21 protein-coding genes are annotated in these 26,924 nt (G+C 61.0%); 5 read left to right on the forward strand and 16 right to left on the reverse strand.

Translation table 11 applies throughout. From position 1 onward, the window contains the following. Positions 1-17: 17 nt before the first annotated feature. The 3 genes from ACEN2T_RS12745 to gcvH form a co-directional block, all read right to left on the reverse strand. Entirely contained in the window at positions 18-1,394 is a 1,377-nt protein-coding gene (locus ACEN2T_RS12745; RefSeq protein WP_442116814.1) for an L-serine ammonia-lyase, read from the reverse strand. Positions 1,395-1,552: 158 nt separating this feature from the next. After that, positions 1,553-4,390, reverse strand: a complete 2,838-nt coding sequence (gcvP, locus tag ACEN2T_RS12750) for an aminomethyl-transferring glycine dehydrogenase (protein WP_442116815.1) — start codon at positions 4,388-4,390, stop codon at positions 1,553-1,555. Between the two features lie 10 nt (positions 4,391-4,400). After that, entirely contained in the window at positions 4,401-4,784 is a 384-nt protein-coding gene (gene gcvH / locus ACEN2T_RS12755; RefSeq protein WP_032890954.1) for a glycine cleavage system protein GcvH, read from the reverse strand. A 357-nt stretch (positions 4,785-5,141) separates the two neighbouring features. On the opposite strand from gcvH, the gene ACEN2T_RS12760 reads away from it, so the two are divergent. Further along, entirely contained in the window at positions 5,142-9,806 is a 4,665-nt protein-coding gene (locus ACEN2T_RS12760) for a hypothetical protein (RefSeq protein WP_442116816.1), read from the forward strand. A gap of 9 nt (positions 9,807-9,815) precedes the next feature. On the opposite strand, the gene ACEN2T_RS12765 is transcribed toward ACEN2T_RS12760, so the two are convergent. The 6 genes from ACEN2T_RS12765 to arcD (ACEN2T_RS12790) all read right to left on the reverse strand — a co-directional run bounded on the left by ACEN2T_RS12765 (position 9,816) and on the right by arcD (ACEN2T_RS12790) (position 16,769). Continuing rightward, the gene (locus ACEN2T_RS12765) at positions 9,816-11,324 is read right to left on the reverse strand and encodes a sigma-54-dependent transcriptional regulator (RefSeq protein WP_122756143.1); all 1,509 of its coding nucleotides are present in this window, start codon (positions 11,322-11,324) and stop codon (positions 9,816-9,818) included. Positions 11,325-11,512: 188 nt separating this feature from the next. After that, positions 11,513-11,875 (reverse strand): DUF5064 family protein, encoded by a 363-nt coding sequence (locus ACEN2T_RS12770; RefSeq protein WP_032890958.1) that lies wholly within the window; start codon positions 11,873-11,875, stop codon positions 11,513-11,515. Positions 11,876-11,893: 18 nt separating this feature from the next. Then, the gene (gene arcC / locus ACEN2T_RS12775) at positions 11,894-12,823 is read right to left on the reverse strand and encodes a carbamate kinase (protein ID WP_032890960.1); all 930 of its coding nucleotides are present in this window, start codon (positions 12,821-12,823) and stop codon (positions 11,894-11,896) included. A gap of 158 nt (positions 12,824-12,981) precedes the next feature. Continuing rightward, positions 12,982-13,992, reverse strand: coding sequence for an ornithine carbamoyltransferase (locus tag ACEN2T_RS12780; RefSeq protein WP_010208131.1), 1,011 nt, complete (start codon positions 13,990-13,992; stop codon positions 12,982-12,984). Positions 13,993-14,060: 68 nt separating this feature from the next. Further along, the gene (arcA, locus tag ACEN2T_RS12785; RefSeq protein WP_032890964.1) at positions 14,061-15,317 is read right to left on the reverse strand and encodes an arginine deiminase; all 1,257 of its coding nucleotides are present in this window, start codon (positions 15,315-15,317) and stop codon (positions 14,061-14,063) included. A gap of 24 nt (positions 15,318-15,341) precedes the next feature. Next, the gene (gene arcD, locus ACEN2T_RS12790; RefSeq protein ID WP_032890966.1) at positions 15,342-16,769 is read right to left on the reverse strand and encodes an arginine-ornithine antiporter; all 1,428 of its coding nucleotides are present in this window, start codon (positions 16,767-16,769) and stop codon (positions 15,342-15,344) included. A 450-nt stretch (positions 16,770-17,219) separates the two neighbouring features. On the opposite strand from arcD (ACEN2T_RS12790), the gene arcD (ACEN2T_RS12795) reads away from it, so the two are divergent. Further along, positions 17,220-18,647, forward strand: coding sequence for an arginine-ornithine antiporter (gene arcD / locus ACEN2T_RS12795; protein ID WP_442116817.1), 1,428 nt, complete (start codon positions 17,220-17,222; stop codon positions 18,645-18,647). Between the two features lie 327 nt (positions 18,648-18,974). Here arcD (ACEN2T_RS12795) and ACEN2T_RS12800 read toward each other — a convergent pair whose 3' ends face one another. From ACEN2T_RS12800 to ACEN2T_RS12830, 7 genes are all read right to left on the reverse strand, one after another. After that, entirely contained in the window at positions 18,975-20,366 is a 1,392-nt protein-coding gene (locus ACEN2T_RS12800) for a CoA transferase (RefSeq protein WP_442116818.1), read from the reverse strand. Positions 20,367-20,406: 40 nt separating this feature from the next. Beyond that, a complete protein-coding gene (locus tag ACEN2T_RS12805) occupies positions 20,407-21,750 on the reverse strand; it encodes a sensor histidine kinase (protein ID WP_095185748.1) in 1,344 nt (447 codons plus the stop codon). A 68-nt stretch (positions 21,751-21,818) separates the two neighbouring features. Next, positions 21,819-22,283 carry an LTXXQ domain protein gene (locus ACEN2T_RS12810; RefSeq protein WP_032890971.1) on the reverse strand — a complete coding sequence of 155 codons (465 nt, stop codon included), beginning with the start codon at positions 22,281-22,283 and terminating at the stop codon, positions 21,819-21,821. A gap of 124 nt (positions 22,284-22,407) precedes the next feature. Next, positions 22,408-23,085: a response regulator transcription factor gene (locus tag ACEN2T_RS12815; RefSeq protein ID WP_032890972.1), complete on the reverse strand. Its 678-nt coding sequence runs from the start codon at positions 23,083-23,085 to the stop codon at positions 22,408-22,410. Between the two features lie 7 nt (positions 23,086-23,092). Continuing rightward, positions 23,093-23,500: a hypothetical protein gene (locus ACEN2T_RS12820; protein WP_032890973.1), complete on the reverse strand. Its 408-nt coding sequence runs from the start codon at positions 23,498-23,500 to the stop codon at positions 23,093-23,095. A 106-nt stretch (positions 23,501-23,606) separates the two neighbouring features. Next, a complete protein-coding gene (locus ACEN2T_RS12825; protein ID WP_027605568.1) occupies positions 23,607-23,906 on the reverse strand; it encodes a YciI family protein in 300 nt (99 codons plus the stop codon). A 1-nt stretch (position 23,907) separates the two neighbouring features. Beyond that, the gene (locus ACEN2T_RS12830; protein ID WP_032890974.1) at positions 23,908-24,504 is read right to left on the reverse strand and encodes a septation protein A; all 597 of its coding nucleotides are present in this window, start codon (positions 24,502-24,504) and stop codon (positions 23,908-23,910) included. An 87-nt stretch (positions 24,505-24,591) separates the two neighbouring features. Between ACEN2T_RS12830 and ACEN2T_RS12835 the strand changes: the two genes are divergently transcribed. The 3 genes from ACEN2T_RS12835 to ACEN2T_RS12845 all read left to right on the forward strand — a co-directional run bounded on the left by ACEN2T_RS12835 (position 24,592) and on the right by ACEN2T_RS12845 (position 26,917). Beyond that, positions 24,592-25,455, forward strand: coding sequence for a PHP domain-containing protein (locus tag ACEN2T_RS12835; RefSeq protein ID WP_032890975.1), 864 nt, complete (start codon positions 24,592-24,594; stop codon positions 25,453-25,455). A gap of 13 nt (positions 25,456-25,468) precedes the next feature. Further along, positions 25,469-26,098, forward strand: coding sequence for an L-threonylcarbamoyladenylate synthase (locus ACEN2T_RS12840; RefSeq protein ID WP_015885581.1), 630 nt, complete (start codon positions 25,469-25,471; stop codon positions 26,096-26,098). A gap of 120 nt (positions 26,099-26,218) precedes the next feature. Continuing rightward, positions 26,219-26,917 carry a segregation and condensation protein A gene (locus ACEN2T_RS12845; RefSeq protein ID WP_177326464.1) on the forward strand — a complete coding sequence of 233 codons (699 nt, stop codon included), beginning with the start codon at positions 26,219-26,221 and terminating at the stop codon, positions 26,915-26,917. Positions 26,918-26,924: the final 7 nt, after the last annotated feature.

Genomic DNA, 26,924 nt, shown 5'->3' on the forward strand with positions numbered 1-26,924 from the left:
TGCCGCGCCTTTAGGCGTCAGCACTCGATAATGTTGACCGCCAAACCGCCACGGGCGGTTTCCTTGTATTTGCTTTTCATATCGGCACCGGTCTGGCGCATGGTGCGGATGACCTTATCCAGCGAAACGAAATGCTGCCCGTCGCCGCGCAAAGCCATGCGCACCGCATTGATGGCCTTCACCGAGCCCATGGCGTTGCGCTCGATGCACGGCACCTGTACCAGGCCGCCAATCGGATCGCAGGTCAGGCCGAGGTTGTGTTCCATGCCGATCTCGGCAGCGTTCTCCACTTGGGACACGCTGCCGCCCAGCACTTCGCACAGCGCGCCGGCAGCCATGGAACAGGCCACGCCGACTTCGCCCTGACAACCGACTTCGGCGCCGGAGATCGACGCGTTTTCCTTGTACAAAATCCCGATGGCGGCGGCGGTGAGCAGGAAGCGCACCACGCCGTCTTCGTTCGCGCCTGGGATAAAGCGCATGTAGTAATGCAGCACGGCCGGAATGATCCCGGCTGCACCATTGGTGGGCGCCGTGACCACGCGTCCGCCGTTGGCGTTTTCTTCGTTGACCGCCAGCGCGTACAGGTTGACCCAATCGAGCACCGACAACGGATCACGCAGCGCCGATTCCGGGTGCTTGCACAGTTGGCGATGCAGCGCGGCGGCACGGCGTTTGACCTTCAGGCCACCGGGCAAAATCCCTTCATTGCGACAACCGGCGTCCACGCAGTCCTGCATCACCTGCCAGATTTTCAGCAGGCCGGCGCGGGTTTCCGCTTCAGGGCGCCAGGCACTTTCATTGGTCAGCATCACTTGGCTGATGGACAGGCCGTAAGTGGCGCAATGGCCGAGCAAGTCCTTGGCGTGTTTGAAGGGGAATGTCAGCGGCGTGGCATCTTCGACAATCCGGTCGGCACCGGCGGCGTCTTCATCCACTACAAAACCACCGCCGACCGAGTAGTACTCGCGGCTGCGAATCTGGATGTTGGCAGCGTCGAAGGCACGAAAAATCATGCCGTTGGGATGGTAGGCGAGGGGTTTGCGAATCATCGCCAAGTGTTCTTTCTCGTTGAACGCAATGCTGTGTTCGCTGAGCAGGTTCAAGCGGCCATCGCTGCGCATCTGTGCCAGGCGTGCGGCGACGGTTTCAGTGTTCACGGTGTCCGGGTGTTCGCCTTCCAGGCCAAGCAACACAGCCTTGTCGCTGCCGTGACCTTTACCGGTGGCACCGAGGGAACCGTAGAGTTCCACCTTGATGCTGCAGGTGGTGGTCAGCAGGTTGTCACGTTTGAGGCCTTCGACGAATCGAGCGGCGGCGCGCATGGGGCCGACGGTGTGGGAACTGGAGGGGCCGATGCCAATCTTGAACAGGTCGAACACGCTTAAAGACATGAGTGGTTCTCCGGTTTCTTATTATGTTTTGGGTGTACTCGGTCAGTGTGGGAGGGGGCTTGCTCCCGATGGCAGTGCGTCAGTCAACAGAGATGTTGAATGTAAAACCGCCATCGGGAGCAAGCCCCCTCCCACATTTGATTGAGTTCAGCCTCAGGTTACGCGTAGCTCTCGATTGAAGGGCATGCGCATACGAGATTGCGATCACCAAACACGTTGTCGACCCGACCAACCGGCGGCCAGTACTTGCCTTCGATCAGCGAAGCAACCGGATACACCGCCTGTTCACGGCTGTAGGGGTGGCTCCATTCGCCCACCAGTTCCGCCGCAGTGTGCGGAGCGTTCTTGAGTGGGTTGTCGTCCTTGTCCAGGGTGCCGTTTTCCACTGCGCGGATTTCTTCGCGAATGGCGATCATGGCGTCGCAGAAGCGGTCCAGTTCTTCTTTGGATTCACTTTCCGTCGGCTCGATCATCAAGGTGCCGGCCACCGGGAACGACATGGTCGGTGCGTGGAAACCGAAGTCGATCAAGCGCTTGGCCACGTCATCCACGCTGATGCCGCTGCTGTCTTTCAAAGGGCGCAGGTCGAGGATGCATTCATGCGCCACCAGGCCGTTGCTGCCGGTGTAGAGCACGGGGTAGTGCTCTTCCAGGCGGCGGGAAATGTAGTTGGCATTCAGGATCGCCAATTGCGAAGCGCGCTTGAGGCCAGCGCCGCCCATCATGCTGATGTACATCCAGGTGATCGGCAGAATGCTCGCGCTGCCGAACGGTGCCGCACAGACCGCGCCTTCCTTGCGCTCCATGGCCGCGTGGCCCGGCAGGAATGGCGTGAGGTGGGACTTGACGCCAATCGGGCCAACGCCCGGGCCGCCACCGCCGTGAGGAATGCAGAACGTCTTGTGCAGGTTCAGGTGGGACACGTCGCCGCCGAACTTGCCCGGGGCGCAGAGGCCGACCATCGCGTTCATGTTGGCGCCGTCGATGTACACCTGGCCGCCGTTGTCGTGGATGACGCCGCAGATCTCGCGGATGCCTTCCTCGAACACGCCGTGGGTAGACGGGTAGGTGATCATCAGTGCCGCGAGGTGATCGCGGTGCTCGATGGCCTTGGCGCGCAGGTCTTCAATGTCCACGTTGCCACGTGCGTCGCAGGCGGTCACGACCACGCGCATGCCAGCCATGTTAGCGGTGGCCGGGTTGGTGCCGTGGGCCGAAGACGGGATCAGGCAGATGTCGCGGCGTTCTTCGCCACGGCTCTGGTGATAGGCACGAATGGCCAACAGACCGGCGTATTCGCCTTGGGAACCGGCGTTCGGCTGCAGCGAGATCGCGTCATAGCCGGTGGCCGCGCAGAGCATGGCTTCCAGGTCGGAGGTCAGTTGCAGGTAGCCGGCGCTTTGTGCGGCCGGTGCGAAGGGGTGCAGGGCACCGAATTCGGCCCAGGTCACCGGGATCATTTCGCTGGCGGCGTTGAGCTTCATGGTGCACGAGCCCAGCGGGATCATGGTGCGGTCCAGGGCCAGGTCTTTGTCTGCCAGCTTGCGCAGGTAGCGCATCAACTCGGTTTCGGAGTGATAACGGTTGAACACCGGGTGGCTGAGGATCGGCGACTGGCGCAGCAGCGCGGCCGGCAGGGTGCTCTCAGTTGCCGCGAAGGCTGGCAGGGCCTTGCCGTCGGCGAAGATCGCCCACAGGGTTTCGATATCGGCTGGGGTGGTGGTTTCGTCCACCGACAGGCCAACACGCTTAGCGTCCACCACACGCAGGTTGATGCGCTGGGCGCTGGCCTTATCGTGCAGGGCGGCGGTGTGGGCGCCGGTGTTGAGGGTGAGGGTGTCGAAGAAGTGTTGCTGCTCGACGTTCAAGCCCAAGGCAGTCAAGCCTTTGGCCAGGATCGCGGTCAGCTGGTGAATGCGCTGGGCGATCTGGGTCAGGCCTTTAGGCCCGTGGTACACGGCGTACATGCTGGCGATGTTGGCCAGCAGCACTTGGGCGGTGCAGATGTTGCTGGTGGCCTTCTCGCGGCGGATATGTTGCTCGCGGGTCTGCATGGCCAGGCGCAGGGCCGGCTTGCCGAAGCGGTCAACAGACACACCGACCAGACGGCCCGGCATGTCGCGCTTGAACGCATCCTTGGTGGAGAAGTACGCCGCGTGAGGGCCACCGAAGCCCAGCGGCACGCCGAAGCGTTGCGCGCTGCCGATGGCCACGTCGGCGCCGAATTCGCCCGGAGGGGTCAGCAGGGTCAGGGCCAGCAGATCGGCGGCCACGGCTACCAATGCGTTGGCGGCGTGGAAGCGTTCGGTCAGTTCGCGGTAGTCGAACACGTCACCGTTGCTGGCCGGGTATTGCAGCAGGGCGCCGAAGAACGGGCTGACGTCGGTCAGTTCACGCTCATCGCCCACAACCACATCAATGCCCAGCGGTTCGGCGCGGGTACGCAGCACGTCGAGGGTCTGCGGGTGACTGTGCACCGAGGCGAAGAAGGCGTTGCTGCCTTTGTTCTTGCTCAGGCGTTTGCAGAAAGTCATGGCTTCGGCAGCGGCAGTAGCTTCGTCCAGCAGTGAGGCGTTGGCGATCGGCAGGCCGGTGAGGTCGCTGATCAGGGTCTGGAAGTTCAGCAGCGCTTCCAGGCGGCCTTGGGAAATTTCTGGCTGGTACGGGGTGTAGGCGGTGTACCAGGCTGGGTTTTCCAGCAGGTTGCGCAGGATCGGTGACGGCGTGTGGCAGTTGTAGTAGCCCTGGCCGATGTAGGTCTTGAACAGTTGGTTCTGGCTGGCGATGGCCTTGATCTTCGCCAGGGCCTCGGCTTCGCTCAGGCCGTCTTCCAGGCCGAGCACGCTGGTGCCCTTGATGCTTTCCGGGATCACACTGGCGCTCAGGGCTTCCAGGGAGTCAAAGCCCAGGCTGGCGAGCATGTGCTGCTCATCTTCCTGGCGCGGGCCGATGTGGCGGGCGATGAATTCGTTAGCGGTGCTGAGATTGATCGTCATGGTGCGCTCCTCAGGCTTCAGCGTTGGCTTTGATCAGGCGGTCGTACGCATCCTGATCCAACAGCTTAGCCACTGCGTCGGCATCGGCCGGTTTAAAGCGGAAGAACCAGCCTTCGCCCATCGGATCTTCGTTGACCAGTTCCGGGCTGCCATCGAGCTTGTCGTTCACTTCGAGGACTTCACCGTCCAACGGCATGTACACACCGCTGGCAGCTTTTACCGACTCCACGGTGGACGCTTCGGCGCCTTTGTCATAGGTCTGCAGCTCAGGCAGTTGCACGAAAACCACATCACCCAGCGCGTTCTGCGCAAATGCGGTAATGCCCACGGTGACGCTGCCATCGGCTTCGGCACGCAGCCATTCGTGATCTTCAGTAAAACGCAACTCGCTCATGGAAATTCCTCAGGGCCAGATTCGTCTGGTGGACGGGATTGGAATAATGGGGAGTTACTTAGCAAGATCGCGGCCAATGTTATTAATCACTTATAAATCAATAGCTTAATAATTTTGGCTGCGACGTTGGCGATGGCGGCTGTAGCGATTTCGATACAGCGCGGTGCGCGAAAAAAAGCCTATGTGGATCAAAGCCTTGCATGGCGCGTAAAAAGCAGGGCTGTAGCGATATCGTTCCGCTGTAGCGCTTTCAGTACGGTGAAGGTCGCTTTCAGCCCTTTGTGCAAGATAGATGTACTGCTTTGGGCCTTCCCTGACGCTTTAACGTGCCGTGATCTCGTTATCAGGATGCATCCCATGCGTGCTTCAACTGCAAATTCTCCGGAGCTCACCCAGGCGCGGATGTCCCGCGATTACTTATCCAAAGTGTTTGCCCATCGCTTGAGCCTGACCGCTGTGGCCCAGTCCATGATCCAGGGCTGGCTGGAGGAGCGGTTCGCCGGTGCGCGCCTGCGGGCGCACACTGCTTGGATCGGTGTGATACAGGCTGACGGTGGTTACACACAGCTCATCACGTTGAGCGATGCGCTGATCAAACGCTGCATGAGCGGCGAAGCGCTGAACTACACGCCAGGCCATCATCAACTGCTGACTCGCTCGGGCGAGCGGGTGTTCGAGGCGGTGACCGACGCGATCACCGTGGACGACATCGAGCAGATGCTCAACGCCCTGGCCCCCGGTGTGCTGGAGGGGGTTGCCGAACGGTTGGTGGACTACTGGAACGAGCGCGTGTCGGACGGTTCGGCGCACAGTCGCTGGGACGCGGTCGGCCGCCAATTGCGTGCGTGCCTGATGACGGCGCGGCAGAACCCGCCACTAAGCTCGGAGCACGCGCGCGCGCTGCTGGGGCAGGGCGATGAACATACCCAGGTCTGGAGCGACCGCGCGGATCGCGAAGCGTTGGGCCAGCCGCATGTATTGCGGATCTATCAGGTGTTTGCGGTCCAGAACGAACGCCAGGGCGAATGGCTGCCTTTGCTGGTGTTGCAACGTCAGGTGCAGGGCCAGCGTGTCACGCTGCTGTACGTCCCGGCGCTGAACCTGCTGACGCTCGATAACCTCGACGCGTTGGGCAATCTGTTGCCGCGCTATATGAACCACTATTTGCCCGGGGTTCCCGTCCACTGGGTGCTGCGTGAGCCCGAGGGCAACGTGTTCGATGCCCTGGCCCAGACGTTGCTGGAGCGCCAGTTGCGCAGCCTGTATCGGGTCGATTGGTCGGCACTGCCGGAGATTGGCAGTTATGAACAGTTGTTTATTTCACTCACCTCACCGCTGGCCTGGTTCGACCCCGACGCACTGCAGCAACCCCACGAAGAACAGTTGCCGCTCTGGTTGCAACTGGCCGGCAGCGCAGATCGTCTGGTTTATGGCCAGTGGCTTGAGCGCCTGCAGCAAACCACCGGTGGCGCATCATTTCTGGATGGCCTCGACTCAATAGATGTCTACGCGCGCAACGCCCTGCGCCGGCAAATGCGTCTGGACCGCCCCGGCCAGGCGATCATCGACCCGGATGATTACCAACTGACCTTCGAGCGCACCCAGGGCGGCACCGTTGGCTGGACCCAACGCACCGCCAGGACCTTGACCCAATGGTCGCTGGAAAACCCCTTCGTCACGGCATATGCCAGCGTGCAGATCAGCCATCAGACCCAGCCGGAAAGCGTGCCCGGCTGGCTGACAGCTGCGTACCTCAAGCAACTGATCGAACGCGTGGACGTGGGCAAGCACTATCCGACGCTGCTTGAGCGCGCGTTGATTTCGGACCCGGTGGACTGTCCACGTCGGCGTCGCTTGTTTGTCGATCAGATGACGATCCAACTGCCCATGCGCGCCTTTGAAAACAGCCTGCGCCGGCGCCACGGTTTTACCCGGACCGGCGCCCTGGTGGTGCGCACGATGCTGCAGGAAGACCCGCTCAAGCGTGTGCTCAGTGGCGAGGTGATTGTGGCGCGGCCCCTGGCGTTCCTGCTCCATGCCGGCGGGCGTGCCCACAAGGCGGACAACCTGTTTGTGATCGGCCCGCGCGATAACAGCCCGCTGCCCCACATTCTTTATCGGCCGGATCACGTCGACGCCGTGTTGCAACAATTCCCCAGTCGCCAGGCGCTACTTGATGAAATCGCTCGCGTCGACAGCGATCTGCAGCGCCTAGTGTTGCAACGCTTGCCGGACGCCAGTCGGGCGTTGTTCGGCAATGGCGGTTTTCTGCGGCCCCACGTTCAGCGTTTTCTACCGGGGGATGAATACGACGCGCAGCCCACTTCAAGCCCGGTCCTGCTCAGTGATGAAGTGATAACCGGTGATTTTCTGGCGGTCGTGTTCGATGAAAACGCCCACAGCCTCTGGCAACTGGCGGTGAAGCAGTCGGCGTCCAACGAGACGTTGCGCTGGGCCGTGTTCAAGAATGATCTGTGGCAATTGTTCAATGCGCTGCTGCCCATGATTCGCGGGCCGGTGGCGGTCGCGGGCTGGCTGTTTCAAACCTTCAAGACGTTTCGCGCGGTCCTGGCGCTGCCGCCAGACGCCAGCCAGGAAGACGCCGCCGCTGCCCTCACCGAACTGATCGGTAGCCTGGCCGGCTTGCTCCTGAGCCCGGTGGTCAAACTGGATGAACGTTTGGGCCTGAGTGCGAGCAAAGCCGTCACCACCGGCACGGTGCACACCACGGACGTCATCCCGGTCGGCCACGTTCGCCAACCAACGTCGACGTTTGCCTGGCCGCGTTCGCTCGCGGATATCACCGCTATGGATTATTCCTGGGCTAATTCACGGCTCAAGCTCAATCCGCAGCAGCAGGCAAAGCTTGAGACCTTCCAGTGGGCGCCTGGTCGGGGAGAGCGTGGGCCCGACAGGTCCGCGGTGTTCTCGGCCGACAGCCCGGTGCGCGGACAGGTCCAGGTGCTGCGCGACGGTGGCGCTGCGAGCCAGGAAAACTACACGTTGCTCGACAGCAAGGTATACGGCGTGACGGCAGTGGAAGGTGGCTGGCGAATAGCTGATCTCAGGGATCCCCAGCGCCTGGGGCCGTGGCTCAGGAAAAGCCCGGATGACGTATGGAAAGTCGACCTCGGCCTGCGCTTGCTCGGTGGGCAGAGGAGAAGCCCGGCTGCGCGGCGCTATGCGCAAGTCGAGCGCAAGAGTCTCTTGGTTAAGGATGAGTACGACGCGGCTGTCGCTGAACTCATAGCGTGCGAACGCAAAGTGAAGGCAGCCGAAAGCCTGTGCGAAAAGGCCCATTCAAGCGCTGAAGGGCAATTTACCGACCAGCACCGGCGCGATGCCAGGATGCGCTTTTTGGCGGAAATGGAAAAACAAGAGGGCGCGCAACAAAAACAACTCAATCTGCTTATCCGCAAGAACAGCATTAAGCCCATGGATGGTTTTGAAAGAGAGCATTGCGCGCAACTGAAGACCATGCTGGAAACCATGCGCCGACGCATGTACGTATTGACCTTCAATCGTCGTGAGGAGCAGTTGCCACCAGCGCGCATAGAGCAAGTGACCGCGCAGTTTGAGGATGCTGACGTGACGGTGTCCCAGGCCGCCGAGCGTGTGCTGAACGAAGAAGCGCATAAGATCGGCGAGTTTCAGCAATCCATGGTTAACCTGAGCTTCTGGGAACGTGTGTTCTACCAGCGTTTGCAGGGTGTACCTGGCTATAAATCCTTCGTCGGCGACTTGGCGCCTTCGTCCTATGGTGCGCCGCTCGACTGGAGGACGCTGCAGTTGCAGACCCTCAAACAGATGATCTGGCGTCGACGGCCGACGCCCGAAGAACACGACGATTGCATGCGGGTCAAGGGGGCGATCGACGAGGCGATTCAATCGGCCCAGTCGCAAAAAACCATTGATGAAGCGGGCGTGCTCAGTGTGCAGCAGCGCATTGAAGGTATTCGGGCGATTCTGCACGAGTACGCCAGCACCCTGGCGATACTCGCGGAGTACCGCGAAGCACTGCCGGAGGTGATTCACAGCGACATTGAAGTGCCTGTGGAGTCGACAATCCTCAGCCTGGATCAAGAGTCGCGAATATCGTTGGCCAAACTGCTGCGCGAGCAGGAGGGTAGCCCCCAGGCGACGGCATTGCGACGCCCTGGCGCCGATCAACGGCTGGTCCGTGACTCGAAAAAACGCTACCAACTGGGGCGGGTGCGTGCGCGTACGCCGGATTCGGGTGAAGAGATCGTCGACCTGATCAGCCCGGTTGATCAGCGCGTGGTGGTCAGTTTGCAGGAGCGGGCCGGTTCAACTGAGTTCGAAGCGATTGCCGAGGCGGCGCCTGTTGTGCCGCGTCCGACACGTTCCCTGGAAAACCTCAAGGGCGACGCCCGCCGTTTGTTGCAACGCGAACCCATGGTGCTGCAACAGGCGCGCAACGAGGCGCTCGGCAATACCCCGCCGGAGAACGTTGAGGCGCGGCTGACGCGGCAATCCGCGACCGTCCGGGCGGTTGCCGACAAGTTGCGCAAGGCGCTGCCAGCCGCGCCCGATGTTGTGTCGCAGACGTTGCTGGATGATCTGGAGAAGGCCGCGCAGCGGTACCTGGAACAGGGGCGATTGTTGCGCATCGAGATGATCAAGCGTATGCCGCCCAATGAAAGCGGGATCGCCTGGCTTCATGCTCAAGACCAACTGCAGATCGTGCGCATCGAGGGGCGTATTGCCCTCAAGCGCGTCGATGATTTTTTGCAGGAGTATGTGGTCAAGGACAAGCAGGGCAGGGTGCTGGCGTACGCGCACTTTCATTATTTGACGCCCACCGCAGCGGATGCCGATTTCAAGGCCGGGCATCTGAAACTTCCGGAGCAGCGCTTCACTAGTTTCCGCAGCCTGGCCGACAAGACCGATTCGGATGTGGTCGCGATCTATTACTCGCGCATCAGCGCGCCCATGGCCGAGCGGCTGTTCTTTCGCGCAACTGACTCGGTCAAGCACCGAGGGCGGCGGGCGTTCTGGTGACGATTGGGTTCAGGATTTGCCGGGAATGCCGTACTTGCGCAGGCGATGGGCGATGGCGGTGTGAGAGGTCTGCAGGCGGCTGGCCAGTTGTCGGGTCGAGGGGTAGCTGACGTAGAGCGTCTCCAGCAGGCCGCGTTCGAAGTCCTCGACCGCCTGTTCGAGGCTGTCGACTTCGCCGTCGCTCTGGCGTGCCACTGAGGTGCCGGCGATGTCCAGATCGCCGATGTCCACCAGGCTGCTTTCGCAGATGGCGGCGGCGCGGAAGATCACGTTCTGCAACTGGCGCACATTGCCTGGCCAGCGATTGCCCAACAGCGCCGGGTAGGTGCCTGGCGCCAGGCGGCAGACCGGACGCTGGATCTGCGCGCAGGCTTGCTGCATGAAGTAACGCGCCAGCAACAGAATGTCCTGGCCACGCTCGCGCAGCGGCGGTACTTCGACGTTGAGCACGTTGAGGCGGTAGAACAGGTCTTCGCGGAACGTGCCTTCGGCGACCATTTTTTCCAGGTCGCGGTGGGTGGCGCTGAGGATGCGCACATTGACCTTCACTTCACGGTCGCCACCCACCCGACGAAAACTGCCGTCATTGAGGAAGCGCAGCAACTTGGCTTGCAGGTACGGTGACATTTCGCCGATTTCATCGAGGAACACCGTGCCCTGGTTGGCCAGCTCCATCAGCCCCGGCTTGCCGCCGCGCTGGGCACCGGTGAAGGCGCCGGGGGCATAACCGAACAGCTCGCTTTCGGCGAGGTTCTCCGGCAGCGCCGCGCAATTCAATGCCAGAAACGGTGCGCTGTGGCGCGTGCTGATAGCGTGGCAGGCGCGCGCCACCAGCTCTTTGCCGGTGCCGGTTTCGCCCTGGATCAACAGTGGCGCATCCAGTGCCGCGACCCGTTGGGCACGTGCCTTGAGGGTGCGGATCGCCGGTGATTCGCCGAGCAGCGCATCAAAGCCCTCGGCGTGGTCGTGGTGCAGCGCCGACAGTTGTTCGCCGATGCGGTTGGGTTGGTACAGCGTGAGCAGGGCGCCGGCGTCGGTGATCGGCGTGGCATCCAGCAGCCAGGTCTGACCGTTGATGCTGATCTCGCGCAAGGGCAGGCGAAAGCCCTGCTCCAGCAAGGTATCGAGCAACGCCATGTCATTGAAAAGCTCGGCGATACTTTCCCCGGCCGGTTCGCGTCCGTACAACGCAATCAGCGCCGGGTTGGCCAGCAGGATCTTGCCCGCACTGTCCAGGGCCAGCACCGGGTCGGTCATCGCTGCCAGCAAAGCATCGAGTTGCAGGTGGCGGCGTTGGCCGGGGAGGATGTCCACCACCCTTACCGCTTGCACGCCCTGAACGCTGAACAGCGCGTCGCGCAACTCTTCCAGTACCTCGGCGCTCAGGGTCGGGGCGTCGATGTAGACGTTGGGCGGCACCATTTCCACCGCATCCAGGTTGAGATTGCGCCCACCGAGCAAGGCCAGGACTTCCTGGGTAATGCCGACGCGGTCGATGAAGCTGACGTGGATACGCATGGGGCGCTAACAATTCTGGGGAGCGGGAGGCGGCAAGTATGCCTTGGCGCGGATGTAGATCAAAATGTGGGAGGGGCGGTGCGACGATTCGACTTGCTCCCGATAGCAGGGTGTCAGTCAGCTTACTTTCAGTTGACACACCGCCATCGGGAGCAACCCCTCCCACATTTGGAGCAGGGTTGTGTCAGTTATTCCAAGTGCTCAGGCTTGATCGGGTCGCCGGATTTCACATCCAGCTGATGCCGCACATCCTCGAACATCTGGTCGTACTGCTTGTGCATCGAGCCATTCAACACCGCGATCTTCGGCATCCCGTACTTCTGCGCGATGTTCATCGCGTGCCGCGCGAAGTCGAAGGCCTGGTCCTTGGGTAGATAGAACTCTTCGTTGATGTCCTTACCCTGCACCGAGCCGTGCAGCTTGAACAGCATGCCCGTGCCTTCCTTTGGGTCCTGGCTGACTTCATAGTCAATGCACAGGTTGTAGCTGTAGTCGTCCTTGTTAAGGGCGTGACGTTCGACGTGCAGGTGACCGGGTTCAAAGGTGGCCATAGGCGTATCTCCTCTACTTCACAGATAGGTGATGCCAGGTGTTGCCGTGCTGATGCGCGTGCCGGCGCTGCCCTGGACGATGGCTTCGATGTCCGAGAGTGAACCGATGACCGCAGTTTTGCCAGTCTGACGGGCGAATTCACAGGCGGCCTGCACCTTGGGCCCCATGGAGCCGGCGGCGAAGCCGAGTTTTTCCATGTCATCGGGATGGGCCTGGCCGATGGCCTTTTGCGTCGGTTTGCCAAAGTCGATGAACGCTGCGTTGACGTCGGTGGCGATCACCAGCAGATCGGCGTTCAGTTGCGAGGCCAATAGCGAAGAGCACAGGTCTTTGTCGATGACCGCTTCAATACCTCTGAGCTTGCCGTCTTCACCGTACATGGTCGGGATACCGCCACCGCCGGCGCAAATCACAATGGCGCTTTTTTCCAGCAGCCACTTGATTGGGCGGATTTCAAAGATGCGTTTGGGGCGCGGGCTGGCGACGACGCGGCGATATTTATCGCCATCCGGGGCAATGGCCCAGCCTTTCTCGGCGGCGAGTTTTTCCGCTTCCGCCTTGGAGTACACCGGGCCGATGGGTTTGGTGGGGTTCTGGAAGGCCGGGTCCTTGGCGTCCACTTCCACCTGGGTGAGCAGGGTGGCGAACGGCACTTCAAAGTCCAGCAGGTTGCCCAGTTCCTGTTCGATGATGTAGCCGATCATGCCTTCGGTCTCGGCGCCAAGCACGTCCAGCGGGTAAGGAGAGACGCCGGTATAAGCGGCCGCCTGCAACGACAACAGGCCGACTTGCGGGCCATTGCCGTGGGCGATCACCAGCTCGTTGCCGGAGTGAATCTTGGCGATTTGTTCGGTGGCGATGCGGATATTGGCGCGTTGGTTGTCTGCGGTCATGGGTTCACCACGGCGCAGGAGGGCGTTGCCGCCCAGGGCTACGACGATGCGCATAATTCAATCCTTCTATGGGTGTGAACACAGAGGCCAATGTGGGAGGGGGCTTGCTCCCGATAGCGGTATGTCAGGCAACTTATCTGTAGCTGATCCGCCGCCATCGGGGGCAAGTCGAATCGTCGCACTGCCCCTCCCACACTTAACCCGTGTAGCCTTTAGATATCCGCGAGTGCCGACACCAGGATCGCCTTGATGGTGTGCATGCGGTTTTCCGCTTGCTCAAAGGCGATGTTGGCCGGCGACTCGAAGACGTCCTCGGTCACTTCCACGCCATTGGCCAGGTTCGGATACCGCGCGGCAATGTCCTTGCCGACCTTGGTCTCGCTGTTGTGGAACGCCGGCAGGCAGTGCATGAACTTCACACGTGGGTTGCCCGAGGCTTTCATCATCTTGGCGTTGACTTGGTACGGCAGCAGTTGCTCGATGCGCTCGTCCCACGCTTCCACCGGCTCGCCCATGGACACCCAGATATCGGTGTGGATGAAGTCCACGCCTTTGACTGCTTCTTTCGGGTCTTCGGTGATGGTGATGCGTGCGCCGCTTTCCTCGGCGAATGCCTGGCATTGCTTGATGAAATCTTCATGGGGCCACAGGGCTTTCGGCGCGCCGATGCGCACGTCCATGCCGAGCTTGGCGCCGATCATCAGCAGCGAGTTGCCCATGTTGTAACGGGCGTCGCCCAGGTAGGCGTAGCTGATGTCATGCAGCGGCTTGTCGCTGTGCTCGCGCATGGTCAGGGTGTCGGCGATCATTTGGGTCGGGTGGAATTCAGCGGTGAGGCCGTTGAACACTGGGACCCCGGCAAACTTGGCCAGTTCTTCGACGATTTCCTGTTCGAAGCCACGGTATTCAATGGCGTCAAACATGCGGCCCAAAACGCGGGCGGTGTCTTTCATGCTTTCTTTGTGGCCGATTTGCGACGAAACCGGATCGATATAGGTGACGTGGGCGCCTTGGTCATGGGCCGCCACTTCGAACGCGCAGCGGGTGCGGGTCGACGTTTTTTCGAAGATCAGCGCGATGTTCTTGCCTTTGAGGTGTGGGCGCTCGGTGCCGGTGTATTTGGCGCGCTTGAGGTCGCGGGACAGGTCCAGCAGGTAGTTCAGCTCGCGAGTGGTGTGGTGCATCAGCGAGAGCAGGCTGCGGTTGCGCATATTAAAAGCCATGGTGGATCTCCTTAGGTTTCGGTTATCCCCTCGGCTGCTGCTGGATAAGCAGCGGCCAAGGCCAAAAATTAATAGTCGATAGGGTCGCGGATGATCGGGCAGGTCATGCAGTGGCCGCCGCCACGGCCACGGCCGAGTTCGCCGGCGCTGATGGTGATGACTTCCACGCCAGCCTTGCGCAGCAGGGTGTTGGTGTAGGTGTTGCGGTCGTAGCCGATCACCACGCCTGGCTCCAAGGCCACTACGTTGTTGCCGTCGTCCCACTGCTCGCGCTCGGCGGCGAAGCTGTTGCCGCCGGTCTCGACCACGCGCAGGGCCTTGAGGTTGAGCGCGGCGGCAACGGTCTCGAGGAAGTTGGTTTTCTCCCGTTGGATGTCGATGCCGTGGGGCTTGCTGTCGTCAGGGCGCAGGGTGAAGGGCACGATCTGGTTGACCACTTCCGGGAAGATGGTCACCAGGTCGCGGTCGCAGAAGCTGAACACGGTGTCCAGGTGCATCGCCGCGCGGGATTTCGGCAGGCCGGCAACGATCACCCGTTCCACAGCTTTGTTCTTGAACAGGTTGCGCGCCAGTTGGCCAATGGCCTGGTGGGACGAACGCTCGCCCATGCCGATCAACACCACGCCATTGCCAATGGGCATGACGTCACCGCCTTCCAGTGTGGCGGCACCGTGTTCCTGGTCGGGGTCGCCGTACCAGATCTGGAAGTCGGCGTTGGTGAACTCGGGATGGAATTTGTAGATGGCGCTGGCCAGCAGGGTTTCCTGGCGTCGCGCCGGCCAGTACATCGGGTTGAGCGTCACGCCGCCGTAGATCCAGCAGGTGGTGTCGCGGGTGAACTGGGTGTTGGGCAGAGGCGGCAGGATGAAACTGGCGTGGCCGAGGAAGTCGCGGAACATCTCGATGGTCTTGCCACCGAAGCTGCTCGGCAGGTCATCGGCCGACACGCCACCAATCAGAAACTCGGCGATCTTGCGCGGCTCCAGGCTGCGCAACCAGGAGCTGACTTCATCGACCAGGCCCAGGCCCACGGTGTTGGAGGTGATCTTGCGTTCCAGGATCCAGTCCAGGGCTTCGGGGATGGCAACGATATCGGTCAGCAGGTTGTGCATTTCCAGCACATCAATATCCCGCTCGCGCATTTTGGTCACGAAGTCGAAATGGTCGCGCTTGGCCTGGGCCACCCACAACACGTCATCGAAGAGCAGTTCATCGCAGTTATTCGGGGTCAGCCGTTGGTGGGCCAAGCCTGGGGAGCACACCATGACTTTGCGCAGTTTGCCGGCTTCGGAATGTACGCCGTACTTCACTTTTTCCGTGGTCATTACAGATCCTCCAAGGAGCAACAGTTACAGAGTCAGGAAGCCGTCGTAGAGGCCATAGGCAGCCACCAGGGCGCCAATGACGACTGCGGCGAAAATCAGCTTCTCGACGTTGGTGAAAATCGGTTTGCCCAGTTCATGCTTAGCCTTGGCGAACAGGATCGCGCCGGGGGCATAGAGCAGGGCGGACAACAGCAGGTACTTGGTGCCGCCGGCGTAGAGCAGCCAGACCGCGTAGATCAGCGCGACTGCGCCGATGAACAGGTCTTTCTTGCGCTCTTTGAGGGCGTTTTCGTAGGTTTCGCCGCGCACCGCCAACAGCAGCGCGTAGGCCGCCGACCACAGGTAAGGCACCAGGATCATCGAGGTGGCGAGGTAGATCAGCGACAGGTAGGTACTGGCGGAAAACAGCGTGATCACCAGGAACACTTGGACCATGGCGTTGGTCAGCCACAGGGCGTTGACCGGCACATGGTTGGCGTTTTCCTTACGCAGGAACTCCGGCATGGTGTGGTCCTTGGCGGCGGCGAACATGATCTCCGCACACAGCAGCACCCACGACAGCAACGCCCCCAGCAGCGAGATGATCAAGCCGACGCTGATCAGCACCGCGCCCCAGTGGCCTACCACATGCTCCAGCACCGCAGCCATTGACGGGTTCTGCAACTTGGCCAGTTCCGGCTGGGTCATGATGCCCAGGGACAGCACGTTCACCAGCATCAGGAACAACAGCACAGTGATAAAGCCGATCACGGTGGCCTTGCCGACGTCGCTGCGTTTTTCCGCACGGGACGAGAAGATGCTCGCGCCTTCGATGCCGATGAACACCCACACGGTGACCAGCATCATGTTGCGCACTTGGTTCATCACGCTGCCCAGGTCCGGGTTTTTTACGCCCCAGATGTCAGCGGTGAAGATGTCCAGCTTGAACGCGAACACGGCGATCAGCACGAACAGTACCAGTGGCACCACCTTGGCGACCGTGGTCACCAGGTTGATGAACGCCGCTTCCTTGATCCCGCGCAGCACCAGAAAGTGCACGGCCCACAGCAACACCGACGCGCCAATCACCGCTGCGGGTGTGTTGCCTTCGCCGAAGATCGGGAAGAAGTATCCGAGTGTGCTGAACAGCAATACGAAGTAGCCGACGTTGCCCAGCCAAGCGCTGATCCAGTAGCCCCAGGCTGACGAGAAACCCATGTAGTCGCCGAATCCGGCCTTGGCGTAGGCGTACACGCCGCCATCGAGGTCGGGCTTGCGATTGGCGAGGGTCTGAAACACGAACGCGAGGGTCAACATGCCGATGGCGGTAATCACCCAACCGATCAATACCGCGCCAACATCAGCGCTGGCGGCCATATTTTGCGGCAGGGAAAAGATCCCGCCGCCGATCATTGAGCCCACGACAAGTGCAACCAGTGCACCTAATCGAAGTTTTCCGGGGGATTCAGACATTGCATAACTCCAATGCAGGAGAAGAGAGACCACAGAATAATTCCGTGTGCTAATCAAACAGCTGACTCAGATCACTTCATTGGCACATCCCATTGTGAATAAATGACTTAGGCTGGAAACTCGTGGGCGATAAAAATCCTTGGAAACGCGCTGCGCAGAGCGGTTAACCCCATTAAATTTAATTATTTGGCCGGTGAGATGGACGTTTGAAGCTAAACCTTTTTGCCGGATGTGCAAACTATTTGAGCGGTGTTTCACTTATTCGCTATAAATATTAAGAGTTGATGCACTATTTAAAATCTAAATAAGCCTAAATGTTGTTAATTTAAATGCCATTTGGTTATGAACGGATTGATTTAATCGCCATCCCTAATAAACGCTACACTCGCTGATTTAATTAGTTGAGTGCTCAGTTGTCAGCTCAACTCGGTTTTTCAGTCAGGAGTGTTCATGTCTCAACCGGCCCAGAAACTTCGACTCAGCGCCCTGATCGCCTTGGTGGTGGGGTCGATGATCGGCGGCGGGATCTTTTCCCTGCCGCAAAACATGGCCGCCCGTGCCGAGGTGGGCGCGGTATTGATCGGCTGGGCGATCACCGCCGTCGGCATGTTGACCCTCGCGTTTGTGTTCCAGACCCTGGCCAATCGCAAACCCGAGTTGGACTCAGGGGTGTATGCCTACGCCAAGGCCGGTTTTGGCGATTACATGGGGTTTTCGTCGGCTTGGGGCTATTGGATCAGTGCCTGGATGGGCAACGTCGGTTACTTCGTGTTGCTGTTCAGTACCCTTGGCTACTTTTTTCCGGTATTCGGCCAGGGCAATACGCCGGTTGCCATCGGCTGTGCATCGTTGTTGCTGTGGGCGGTGCATTTCCTGGTCATGCGTGGGATCAAGGAGGCGGCATTCATCAACCAGATCACTACCGTGGCGAAGATCGTGCCGCTGCTGATGTTTATCGTGATCGCGGCCGTGGCCTTTAAAGCCGATATTTTTACCCGTGACATCTGGGGCCTGGGCAACCCGCAGCTCGGCAGCGTGGTGGATCAGGTGCGCAACATGATGCTGGTCACGGTGTTCGTGTTTATCGGCATCGAAGGCGCCAGCGTCTATTCGGCCCGGGCCGATAAACGCTCGGACGTCGGGCGCGCCACGGTGATTGGCTTTCTTGGCGTGCTGGCGCTGTTGGCGCTGGTGAATGTGCTGTCCCTTGGGATCATGAGCCAGCCAGAGCTGGCCAGCCTGCAAAACCCCTCCCTGGCGGGCGTGCTGGAGCATATTGTCGGCCCTTGGGGCGCCCTGCTGATCAGCCTGGGCCTCGCGGTGTCGCTGTTGGGCGCATTGCTGTCCTGGGCGTTACTCTGCGCGGAAATCCTCTACGCCACGGCTCACGACAAGACCATGCCGGCGTTCTTGAAGAAGGAAAACGCCAACCAGGTGCCGGTCAATGCCTTGTGGCTGACCAATGTGATGATCCAGATTTTTCTGGTGATCACGCTGTTTTCCCACAGCACTTACACCACGCTGATTTACCTGGCGTCGTCGATGATTCTGGTGCCGTACCTGTGGTCGGCGGCGTATGCCGTGCTGTTGAGCGGGCGGGGAGAAACCTATGAAGGTGCCCACCGCCATCGCATCAAGGACCTGCTGGTGGGGTTGATCGCCCTGGGCTACGCCCTGTGGCTGCTCTACGCGGGGGGGCTGAAATACCTGCTGCTGTCGGCGCTGCTGTATGCGCCGGGCGTGATCCTGTTCGCCCTGGCCAAGCGCGAACAGGACCAGCCGTTGTTTACCCATGTTGAGAAGGGCATTTTCAGCTGCGTGATCGCCGGTGCAGGGCTGGCGGCGTATGGGTTGTACAGCGGGGTGTTGTCGTTGTAGTGGGGGGACTGTGCTGGCCTCATCGGGAGCAAGCCCCCTCCCACATTTTGATGGGTGAACCTATTCAAAATGTGGGAGGTCCCACTACCTTTTCGACGTAGCGCTGTCGCGTAGCAAACGGGCGAGCTGGCTTGCGCCGCGTTGGGGGGGAAGCGCCCCTGATTAAGACGAATGCGGTGTATCAGGCACTCTTCTGTGCCTGGTTTTGGGGCTGCTTCGCAGCCCAACGCGGGGCAAGCCCGCTCGCCACAGTTACAGTGTTCCTCCTTAACTGACTGGCATTAGGACAAGCCCGCTCGCCACAGGAATGCGCTCGTCTGAAATGGTTTATGCAAGACTCAGGGCTTGCTCCCCATGGCGGCGGTCAAGTCGCCATTGCGGCCTGTGCGAGCCCAACTCTCCAGCCGGCAAATCCCATTGCAATGGCGTACCGCCGATGGTCAGCGGGGGCAGCAGCCGGTGGGCCTGGCCCCAGGCGGTTTGTTCCACGACCAGGCCTTGATCTCCAGGTTCTTCCTCTCGCAACGCCGGTTGCTCCGCGGCCTGGCCTGCTTCCACCAGTAACGTTGCGGTGCGCGCCAACGACAACCGCGCCGAACCACCGCGCCCGGACTGCAATCGTTCGCCCAGCGCCTGAATCGCACTGGCCGCCATGAGGTACCCGGTCGCGTGATCCAGCGCCTGCAACGGCAGCGGCACCGGTTTACCCGCGTGTTTCCAGAGCATGCCCGCCTCGGCGATCCCGCTGCTCATCTGCACCAGGCTGTCGAAGCCCCGACGATTTCGCCACGGGCCGCTCCAGCCATAGGCGTTGAGGCTGACGTCAATCAGGCCGGGGGCGATGTGTTGCAGTTCTGGGGCGGTGTAGCCCAGGTGCTCCAGGGCGTCAGCGCGGTAACCGTGGAGCAGGATGTCGGCGTCCTTGAGCAAACGCTCGAAAATCATCCGGCCTTCGGGCGTTTTCAGGTCCAGGCGCGCGCAGCGTTTGCCCAAGGTCATTTCCGGGACCACGCCGGGTTCGTTCCAGGTGGGGGAGTCGATGCGCAGTACATCCGCGCCGAGGCCGGCAAGAAAACGACTGGCCACGGGGCCGGCCAATACGCGGGTCAGGTCCAGCACCTTGAGGCCGGCCAGCGGGCGTGCCGCCGAGCCGAGCCAGGGTTTGTCGGTTGTGGTTTTGAAAGTCCGGCGTTGGACCAACGCCTCGGCGTTCACCGCCAACCCTTGCGGATGTTGCTGCCAGGCGCGCCACGCACGCATCTGCGCCGCGCAGCCACCTTGGTCGACAATCGCCTGTTCCAATTCGGCGGCGTTCCACGCAGCGACCTTGCCGGCCATCTCGGCGCGGTCGGCGACCTTGCCCAGCACACGTTCGGCGGCGGCGCGGTGATGGGGCGCGTTGGTGTGCAGGCGAATCCAGCCATCGGCGCTGGCGTAGTCGCCGGCTACCGGGTCCCACAGTGGCGGCACTTGCCAGCCTATCGGGCGGATCGAGGAAGAAAACCAGAAAGAGGCGAGGCGCCGGTCCACACTCACACTGGGTAAGCGCCCGGTCTGTTGCTGGATCAGTTGTGCGACGGCCTGCCCGGCAGCGCCGATGCTGGCACTGGCCAGTTCGGTGACGGCGTAGGTCGAGGGCAGGGCGCCAGCCTCGGTGAAGGTCAGCGGGGTGTGGGGTAGATCGAGTGCGGCTTGGATGGGAGTCAGCAGGTCAGTCATCGAAGGCCCTCCGTAAGAGAAGGGCCACTATAGAAGATCATCACACCGGCGTTGCAACCCCTGGTTCCAACGGCAGGTCGATGCTGGCGATAAAGCCGCCGTCAGGATGATTGGCCAGGATCAGGCTGCCGCCATGGCGTTCGGCTGCACGCCGCGCAATCGCCAAGCCCAGGCCGTGGCCTTGAGCAGTCTGGCCGGGCGCGCGGTAGAACGGCTCGCCCAGTTGGCTCAGGTGTTCGGCGTCAACACCGGGGCCATGGTCGCGCACGCTGATCAGGATGCGCTCGCCGTGGCGCTGCGCCCGTAACTCGATCGCCTGGCCTGGCGGGTTGAACCGTTGGGCATTGCGCAGCAGGTTGTCGACGGCGCGTTCGATCATGGTCGGCCAGCCCTTGAGCTGCAGGTCATGTTCGCTGGCCAGTTGGACCACTTGGTCTGGCGCGCCGAGCTGGGCGTCTTTTTGCAGGGTCTTGAGCAGGGGGTTGAGGTCGACATCCTCAGCGCTGGCGTTGTCGGCATCGACGCGTGCCAGTACCAGGATCTCGCTGATCAGAGCTTCCAGGCGGTCGCATTCGCGAGTCAGGCGCGGCCAGAGTTTTTCTCGTTCTTCGGGCCCGGCGCGTTCGGCCAGGGCCAGCGCGATCCGCAGGCGGGCCAGGGGCGAGCGCAGTTCGTGGGACACATCGCGCAGCAACTGGCGCTGGCTGCCGATCAGGCTTTGCAAGCGCGCGCCCATGCGATTGAAGTCAGTGGCGAGTACACCGAACTCATCACGCCGATTGGCCAGGCGCGCCAGGCTGTTTTGCTGGTAGGTGGCCTGGCCAAGGTCATGCACCGCACCGCGCAGGCGGCTCAGCGGGCGGGTGATGGATAAGGTGACGAACAGGCTGAACAGGGTCAGCACCACTAGGGCAATGGCCAATGCGCTCAATGGCCACGTCAGGCTGCTGCGGTGCCATTCGTCGAGCTCCGGGTGGGCGATGCGGTAGATCAGCAGGTACGTGTCGCCGGTTTTCTCGCTGGTGTACTCGGCGGTCAGACGGCGCCAGGGAAGGTGGCCTTCCTTGCTGTCGTTCTGTCGGGCTTCAAAGGCGGCGGCGCGGCGCGGGAAGGTGCCACGCACCACTGGCTCGCCGCTTTCGTTCAGCACTTGCACGTCGAGGTGATACTGGCGCTTGCGCTGTTGCAGCAATTCCTGGGCAGCATCTTCGCCCTGGGTTTCGTAGAGTTGGGTCCACTCTTCGGCCAGGTTTTTGAGGCCAGGGTGCCGGCTGAGAATCCAGGCGTCTTGATTGAGCATATGCCCAAGCAAGATCGACAACCCGGCAACCAAGGCGATGGCCAGCCAGAAACTGGCCAGGATGCGCCAGAACAATGAACGCACAGGAAACCCTCAAACAGGAAAAGCCCAGTGGCGGGAGCCACTGGGCTGGGAGCTTTAACGCGGGAGCATTATTGCGCTTTTTGCGGCTGTTGCGCTTTCCAGGCCTGGAATTCCTTCCATTCGGCTCGACGCTGTTCCTGCTTCTTGACGATCTCGTCAAACTTCTTCTGCTGGTCAGGTTTGAGCACGGCACGGATATCGGCCTGCGTTTTCTGCTTGCCGGCGGCGATTTCATCCTGCATGGCTTTCTGGTCAGCGGCCGGGAGTTTGTCCAGGTACTTTTTGGTCAGGTCTTTGCGAGCGTGCCATTGGTCGCCCATCAGCTTGCCGATCTGCTGGCGCTGTTCCTTGCTCAGGTCCAGTTGGCTGAAAGGGCCGCCTTTGCCACGCGGACCGTGTTCACCGCCGTGGCCCGGGCCGCCCATCATGTGGCCTTCAGGACCGCCCATCGGGCCTGGGCCTTCGGGCATCGCGGCCATGGCAACGGTTGGCAGGGCAGCGGCGAACATCAAAGCGATAAGGGTCTTGCGCATGGTGATTCTCCTGTCTCTATTCCGGTGAGTCCGGATGTGAGTAGGTTACCCAGATCAAGGTCAGCGGCAGTCAGGGGAGCGTAAAGCTTGGGTAAAGACGATTTTGTGCTAACTGACAAAACTTTCAGGGGGCGTAGTAATAGCCTCGGCTGCGCAACGCCACGATCCGTGGACGTCCGTCCGGGTGCGGGCCGATCTTTTTGCGCAGGTTGCTCACGTGCATGTCCAGGCTGCGGTCGTACAGGGTCAACTTGCGGCCCAGGGCGATCTGCGCCAGTTCCTGCTTGTCCAAGGGCTCGCCGGGCTGGCGCAGCAAAGCTTCCAGCAGGCGGCTTTCGGAGACGGTGAGGGTAAATTCCTGTTCATCGATGCTGACCACGCCACGCACCGGGCTGAAACACAGGTCGCCCAGCTCAAGCTGGCTGGACACGGCGGCCGGGTGGCTGCGGCGTAATACCGCGCGCAGGCGGGCGGTCAGTTCACGGGGGTCGCAGGGCTTGGCGAGGTAATCGTCGGCACCCAGTTCCAGACCGAGGATGCGGTCCAAGGGTTCGCCCCGGGCCGATAGCATCAGCACCGGCAGCTCCGGGTGATCGTTGCGCAATTGCTTGAGCAGCTCCAGGCCGCTGCCGTCTGGCAGCATTACGTCGAGCACGACCGCTGCCGGAGCACTGTCGGCCAAGGCCTTGCGCGCGCTCAAGCCATCGTGGCAGGCATGCACCTGAAAGCCTTCCTGGCTCAACCAACTGGTCAGCAGCTCGCAGAGCTCCTGGTCATCATCTATCAGTAACAGCTCGCTCATGACTCACTCAATTTAGCCATTGTCGACGGCGACGGTGCCCCCCGCTGGCGAAGATCCCGCACAGCAAGGCGATCAGTGCGACGGCCCCGCCGGTGACAAACCACTGCTGTTGCTCGGTCAGCCATCGGCTTAAGGTACCGCCCTGTGAATCTTTGAGTTGCTGGGCCAGCTTTTGGTTCTCTTGGCGAAGGCGACTCAATTGGGCGCTTTCGCGCGTAGCATCCGCGCTTTGCAGTTGTTTGGTCAGTGCTTCACGCTGCCGTTCGCTTTCTTTCAAACGTTGCTGCAGCTCGCTGATCTGGCTGCCGGCACTCAAGGACAAGGGCGTGGAACTGCCGGTGTTCGAGGTTTCTTCAGCGTGGGCCGTAGCCCCGATTGTTAACACTGCCAACAGACAAAACTGACGTAAGCGCATCGGAACTCCTGATTCCACACGAATATTCAGAACGTTGTCGGCAGGTTACCGAGAATAATGAGTAATAAGCAGCGCGCCGAACGCAATCGGTTCGGCGCAGCTTGGGTTAAGGCAGGACTTGTTTGAACGGCTTGATCACGACATCGGCGTAAACGCCCGCCGCGACATAAGGATCAGCCTTCGCCCAGGCCTGAGCATCGGCCAGGGAGGCGAACTCGGCGACGATCAGGCTACCGGTGAAGCCAGCGTCGCCTGGGTCGTTGCTGTCTACGGCCGGGTGCGGGCCGGCCAGTACGATGCGGCCTTCGGCTTGCAGCACTTTGAGGCGCTCGACGTGTGCCGGGCGAACGGAAAGGCGTTTTTCCAGCGAGTTGGCAACGTCAGTAGCAATGATTGCGTAGAGCATGTCAGTCCTCGGTTTTCGGCGTAGTGGTCTCGGCATCATGCAGGTGGCGCGACAGATAAATGCCCTGGGCGACCAGGAACAACACGGTCATGCCCAGGCTGCCGAACACTTTGAAGTCGACCCAGTAATCCTGGAAGGTAAAGGCCACGAACAGGTTGGCGGCGCCGCAGAAGATGAAAAACACGATCCAGGCGATGTTCAGGCGCGTCCAGACCGGTTCTGGCAGGGTGAGCGCGTGGCCCATGATTCGCTTGATGAGCAGGCGGTCGCCGATGAAGTGGCTGCCGATAAACGCCAGGGCAAACAGCCAGTTCACCACCGGGGCTTTCCATTTAAGAAAGGTTTCGCTGTGGAAGGCCAGGGTCAGGCTGCCGAAGACCAGGCACGCGACCAGGGTCAGCCATTGGCTTTTTTCCAGTTTGCGCTGGGAGATGAAGATAGCGCCGTAGACCACGACAGAGCTGATGATCAGCACAGCGGTGGCGCTGTAGATGCCGCCGAAGGTGAGCTCGTGGCCGGCCAGATCGATGACCCGAGGGTCGAGTTTGTAAACGATGAAGAACAGCAACAGCGGGATGAAGTCGATGAATTGTTTCACAGTAAGAGCCAGAAGCTGGATGTGGCGGCATAATAACAAACATCCTTGGTTGCGAAAGCGCCAGCTGACTTGAGGTTACACACTCCCGTGAATGTTGATTTGCACTGCCACAGCACGGCCTCCGACGGCGCCCTGGCGCCTGCGGTACTGGTTGCGCGTGCGTTTGAAAAAGGCGTGCGAGTCCTGGCGTTGACCGACCACGACACCCTTGAAGGTCTTGACGAAGCGCGCGCAACCGCCCATTCGTTGGGCATGCAACTGGTCAACGGTGTCGAATTGTCCTGCACCTGGGGCGGGGCCACCATTCATGTGCTCGGTTATGGTTTCGATCAAAACGCCGCGCCGTTGATGGAGGCTATCGCGCAATTGCACGATGGCCGCTGGCTGCGGTCCGAAGAAATAAGCCGCAAGCTGGCCCTCAAAGGCATGCCTAATGCCCTCGACGGCGCCCGCGCGATCCAGCAGGAGCTGGGCGACAGCGGCAATGCGCCGGCCCGTCCGCACTTTGCCGATTGGATGGTGCGTGAAGGTTTTGTTAAAGACCGCGCCGAGGCTTTTCGCAAATGGCTGGGCGCCGGCAAGTTGGGCGATGTGAAGCAACATTGGCCGACCCTTGAAGACACCGTCGAGACCCTGCGGGCCTCCGGGGCCTGGGTCAGCCTGGCGCATCCCTGGCATTACGATTTCACTCGCAGCAAGCGCCGCAAGCTGATCAGCGACTATATTGGAGCGGGTGGCCACGCAATCGAAGTGGTCAACGGGCATCAACCCGCCGAACAGGTCGGCAGCCTGGCGATTCTTGCCCGCGAATTTGGTCTGCTGGTCAGTGCCGGCAGTGACTTTCATGGCCCAGGCGGCTGGTCCGAGATCGGCGAGTACCGCGCGATCCCGGAAGATTTGCCGCTTTTGTGGGGGCGATTCAAGCATGACCCCATTGTTGCCACCGTCTGAACAGGTAGAGCTCGTGAGTCAATTCTTCCAGATTCATCCGGAAAATCCCCAGGCGCGCCTGATTAAACAGGCCGTGGAGATTATTCGCGCCGGCGGCGTGGTGATCTACCCAACAGATTCGTCCTACGCCATCGGTTGTCAGATAGGTGACAAGGGCGCGGTCGAACGTGTGCGGCGCCTGCGTCAGCTGGACGACAAGCATAACTTTGCACTGATCTGCAGCGATCTATCCCAACTGGGGCTGTTCGCCAAGGTCGATACCGGTACTTTCCGCCTGCTCAAGGCCCACACGCCGGGGCCTTACACCTTCATTCTCAACGCCACACGCGAAGTGCCGCGCCTTCTGCTACATCCCAAAAAACGCACCATCGGCCTGCGTGTGCCGGAGCACCCGATTGCCCTTGCGTTGCTGGCGGAGCTGGGGGAACCGCTGATGAGCGTTTCGTTGATCATGCCTGGCGACACTGAGCCGCTGGAAGACCCGTACGAAATGCGCCAATTGCTGGAAAAGCAGGTAGACCTGATCATCGATGGCGGCTTCGGCGGCGGCAAAGCCTCCACCGTGATCAACCTGGCCGACGGCGAACCTGAAGTGATCCGTGTGGGTTGTGGCGATCCGGCGCCCTTTATGGTCGAGGCCTGAATGTCGTCAGTGGAAACCGTCGACCCCCAGGCAGGTGCGCAGCAGGAGCTGCCGTTTGCGATGGTGTACGGCCAGGCCGTGCTGGAAATGCCCCTGGATCTGTACATTCCGCCGGACGCCCTGGAAGTCTTCCTTGACGCCTTCGAAGGCCCGCTGGATTTGTTGCTGTACCTGATCCGCAAGCAGAACATCAACATCCTCGACATCCCGGTGGCGGAAATCACCCGGCAGTACATGGGGTATGTCGAGTTGATGCAGTCGGTGCGCCTGGAGCTGGCAGCCGAGTATCTGGTGATGGCCGCCATGCTGGCCGAGATCAAATCGCGCATGCTGTTGCCGCGTTCGGAGACGGTGGAAGCCGAAGAGGACGACCCGCGCGCCGAACTGATCCGTCGCCTGCAAGAGTACGAACGCTTCAAGGCGGCCGCCGAAGGCATCGACGGCCTGAGCCGCGTGGGCCGCGACGTGGTGGTGCCCAAGCTGGATGCTCCCGAAGCTCGCGCACGCAAGCTGCTGCCGGACGTAAGCCTGGAAGAGTTGCTGATGTCCATGGCCGAGGTACTGCGCCGGGGCGATATGTTTGAACACCACCAGGTCAGCCGCGAGGCCCTGTCTACTCGCGAACGCATGAGCGATGTGCTGGAGCGCCTCAAGGGCGGCGGCTTTGTGCCGTTTGTCGAGCTGTTCACCAAAGAAGAAGGGCGACTGGGGGTGGTGGTGACCTTTATGGCGATCCTCGAATTGGTCAAGGAATCCTTGGTCGAGCTGGTCCAGAATGAGCCTTTTGCGGCTATCCACGTGCGGGCGCGAGCCGAATAAAGAGCTG

Source organism: Pseudomonas sp. W22_MBD1_FP4 (assembly GCF_052113765.1).
GTDB lineage: Bacteria > Pseudomonadota > Gammaproteobacteria > Pseudomonadales > Pseudomonadaceae > Aquipseudomonas > Aquipseudomonas sivasensis.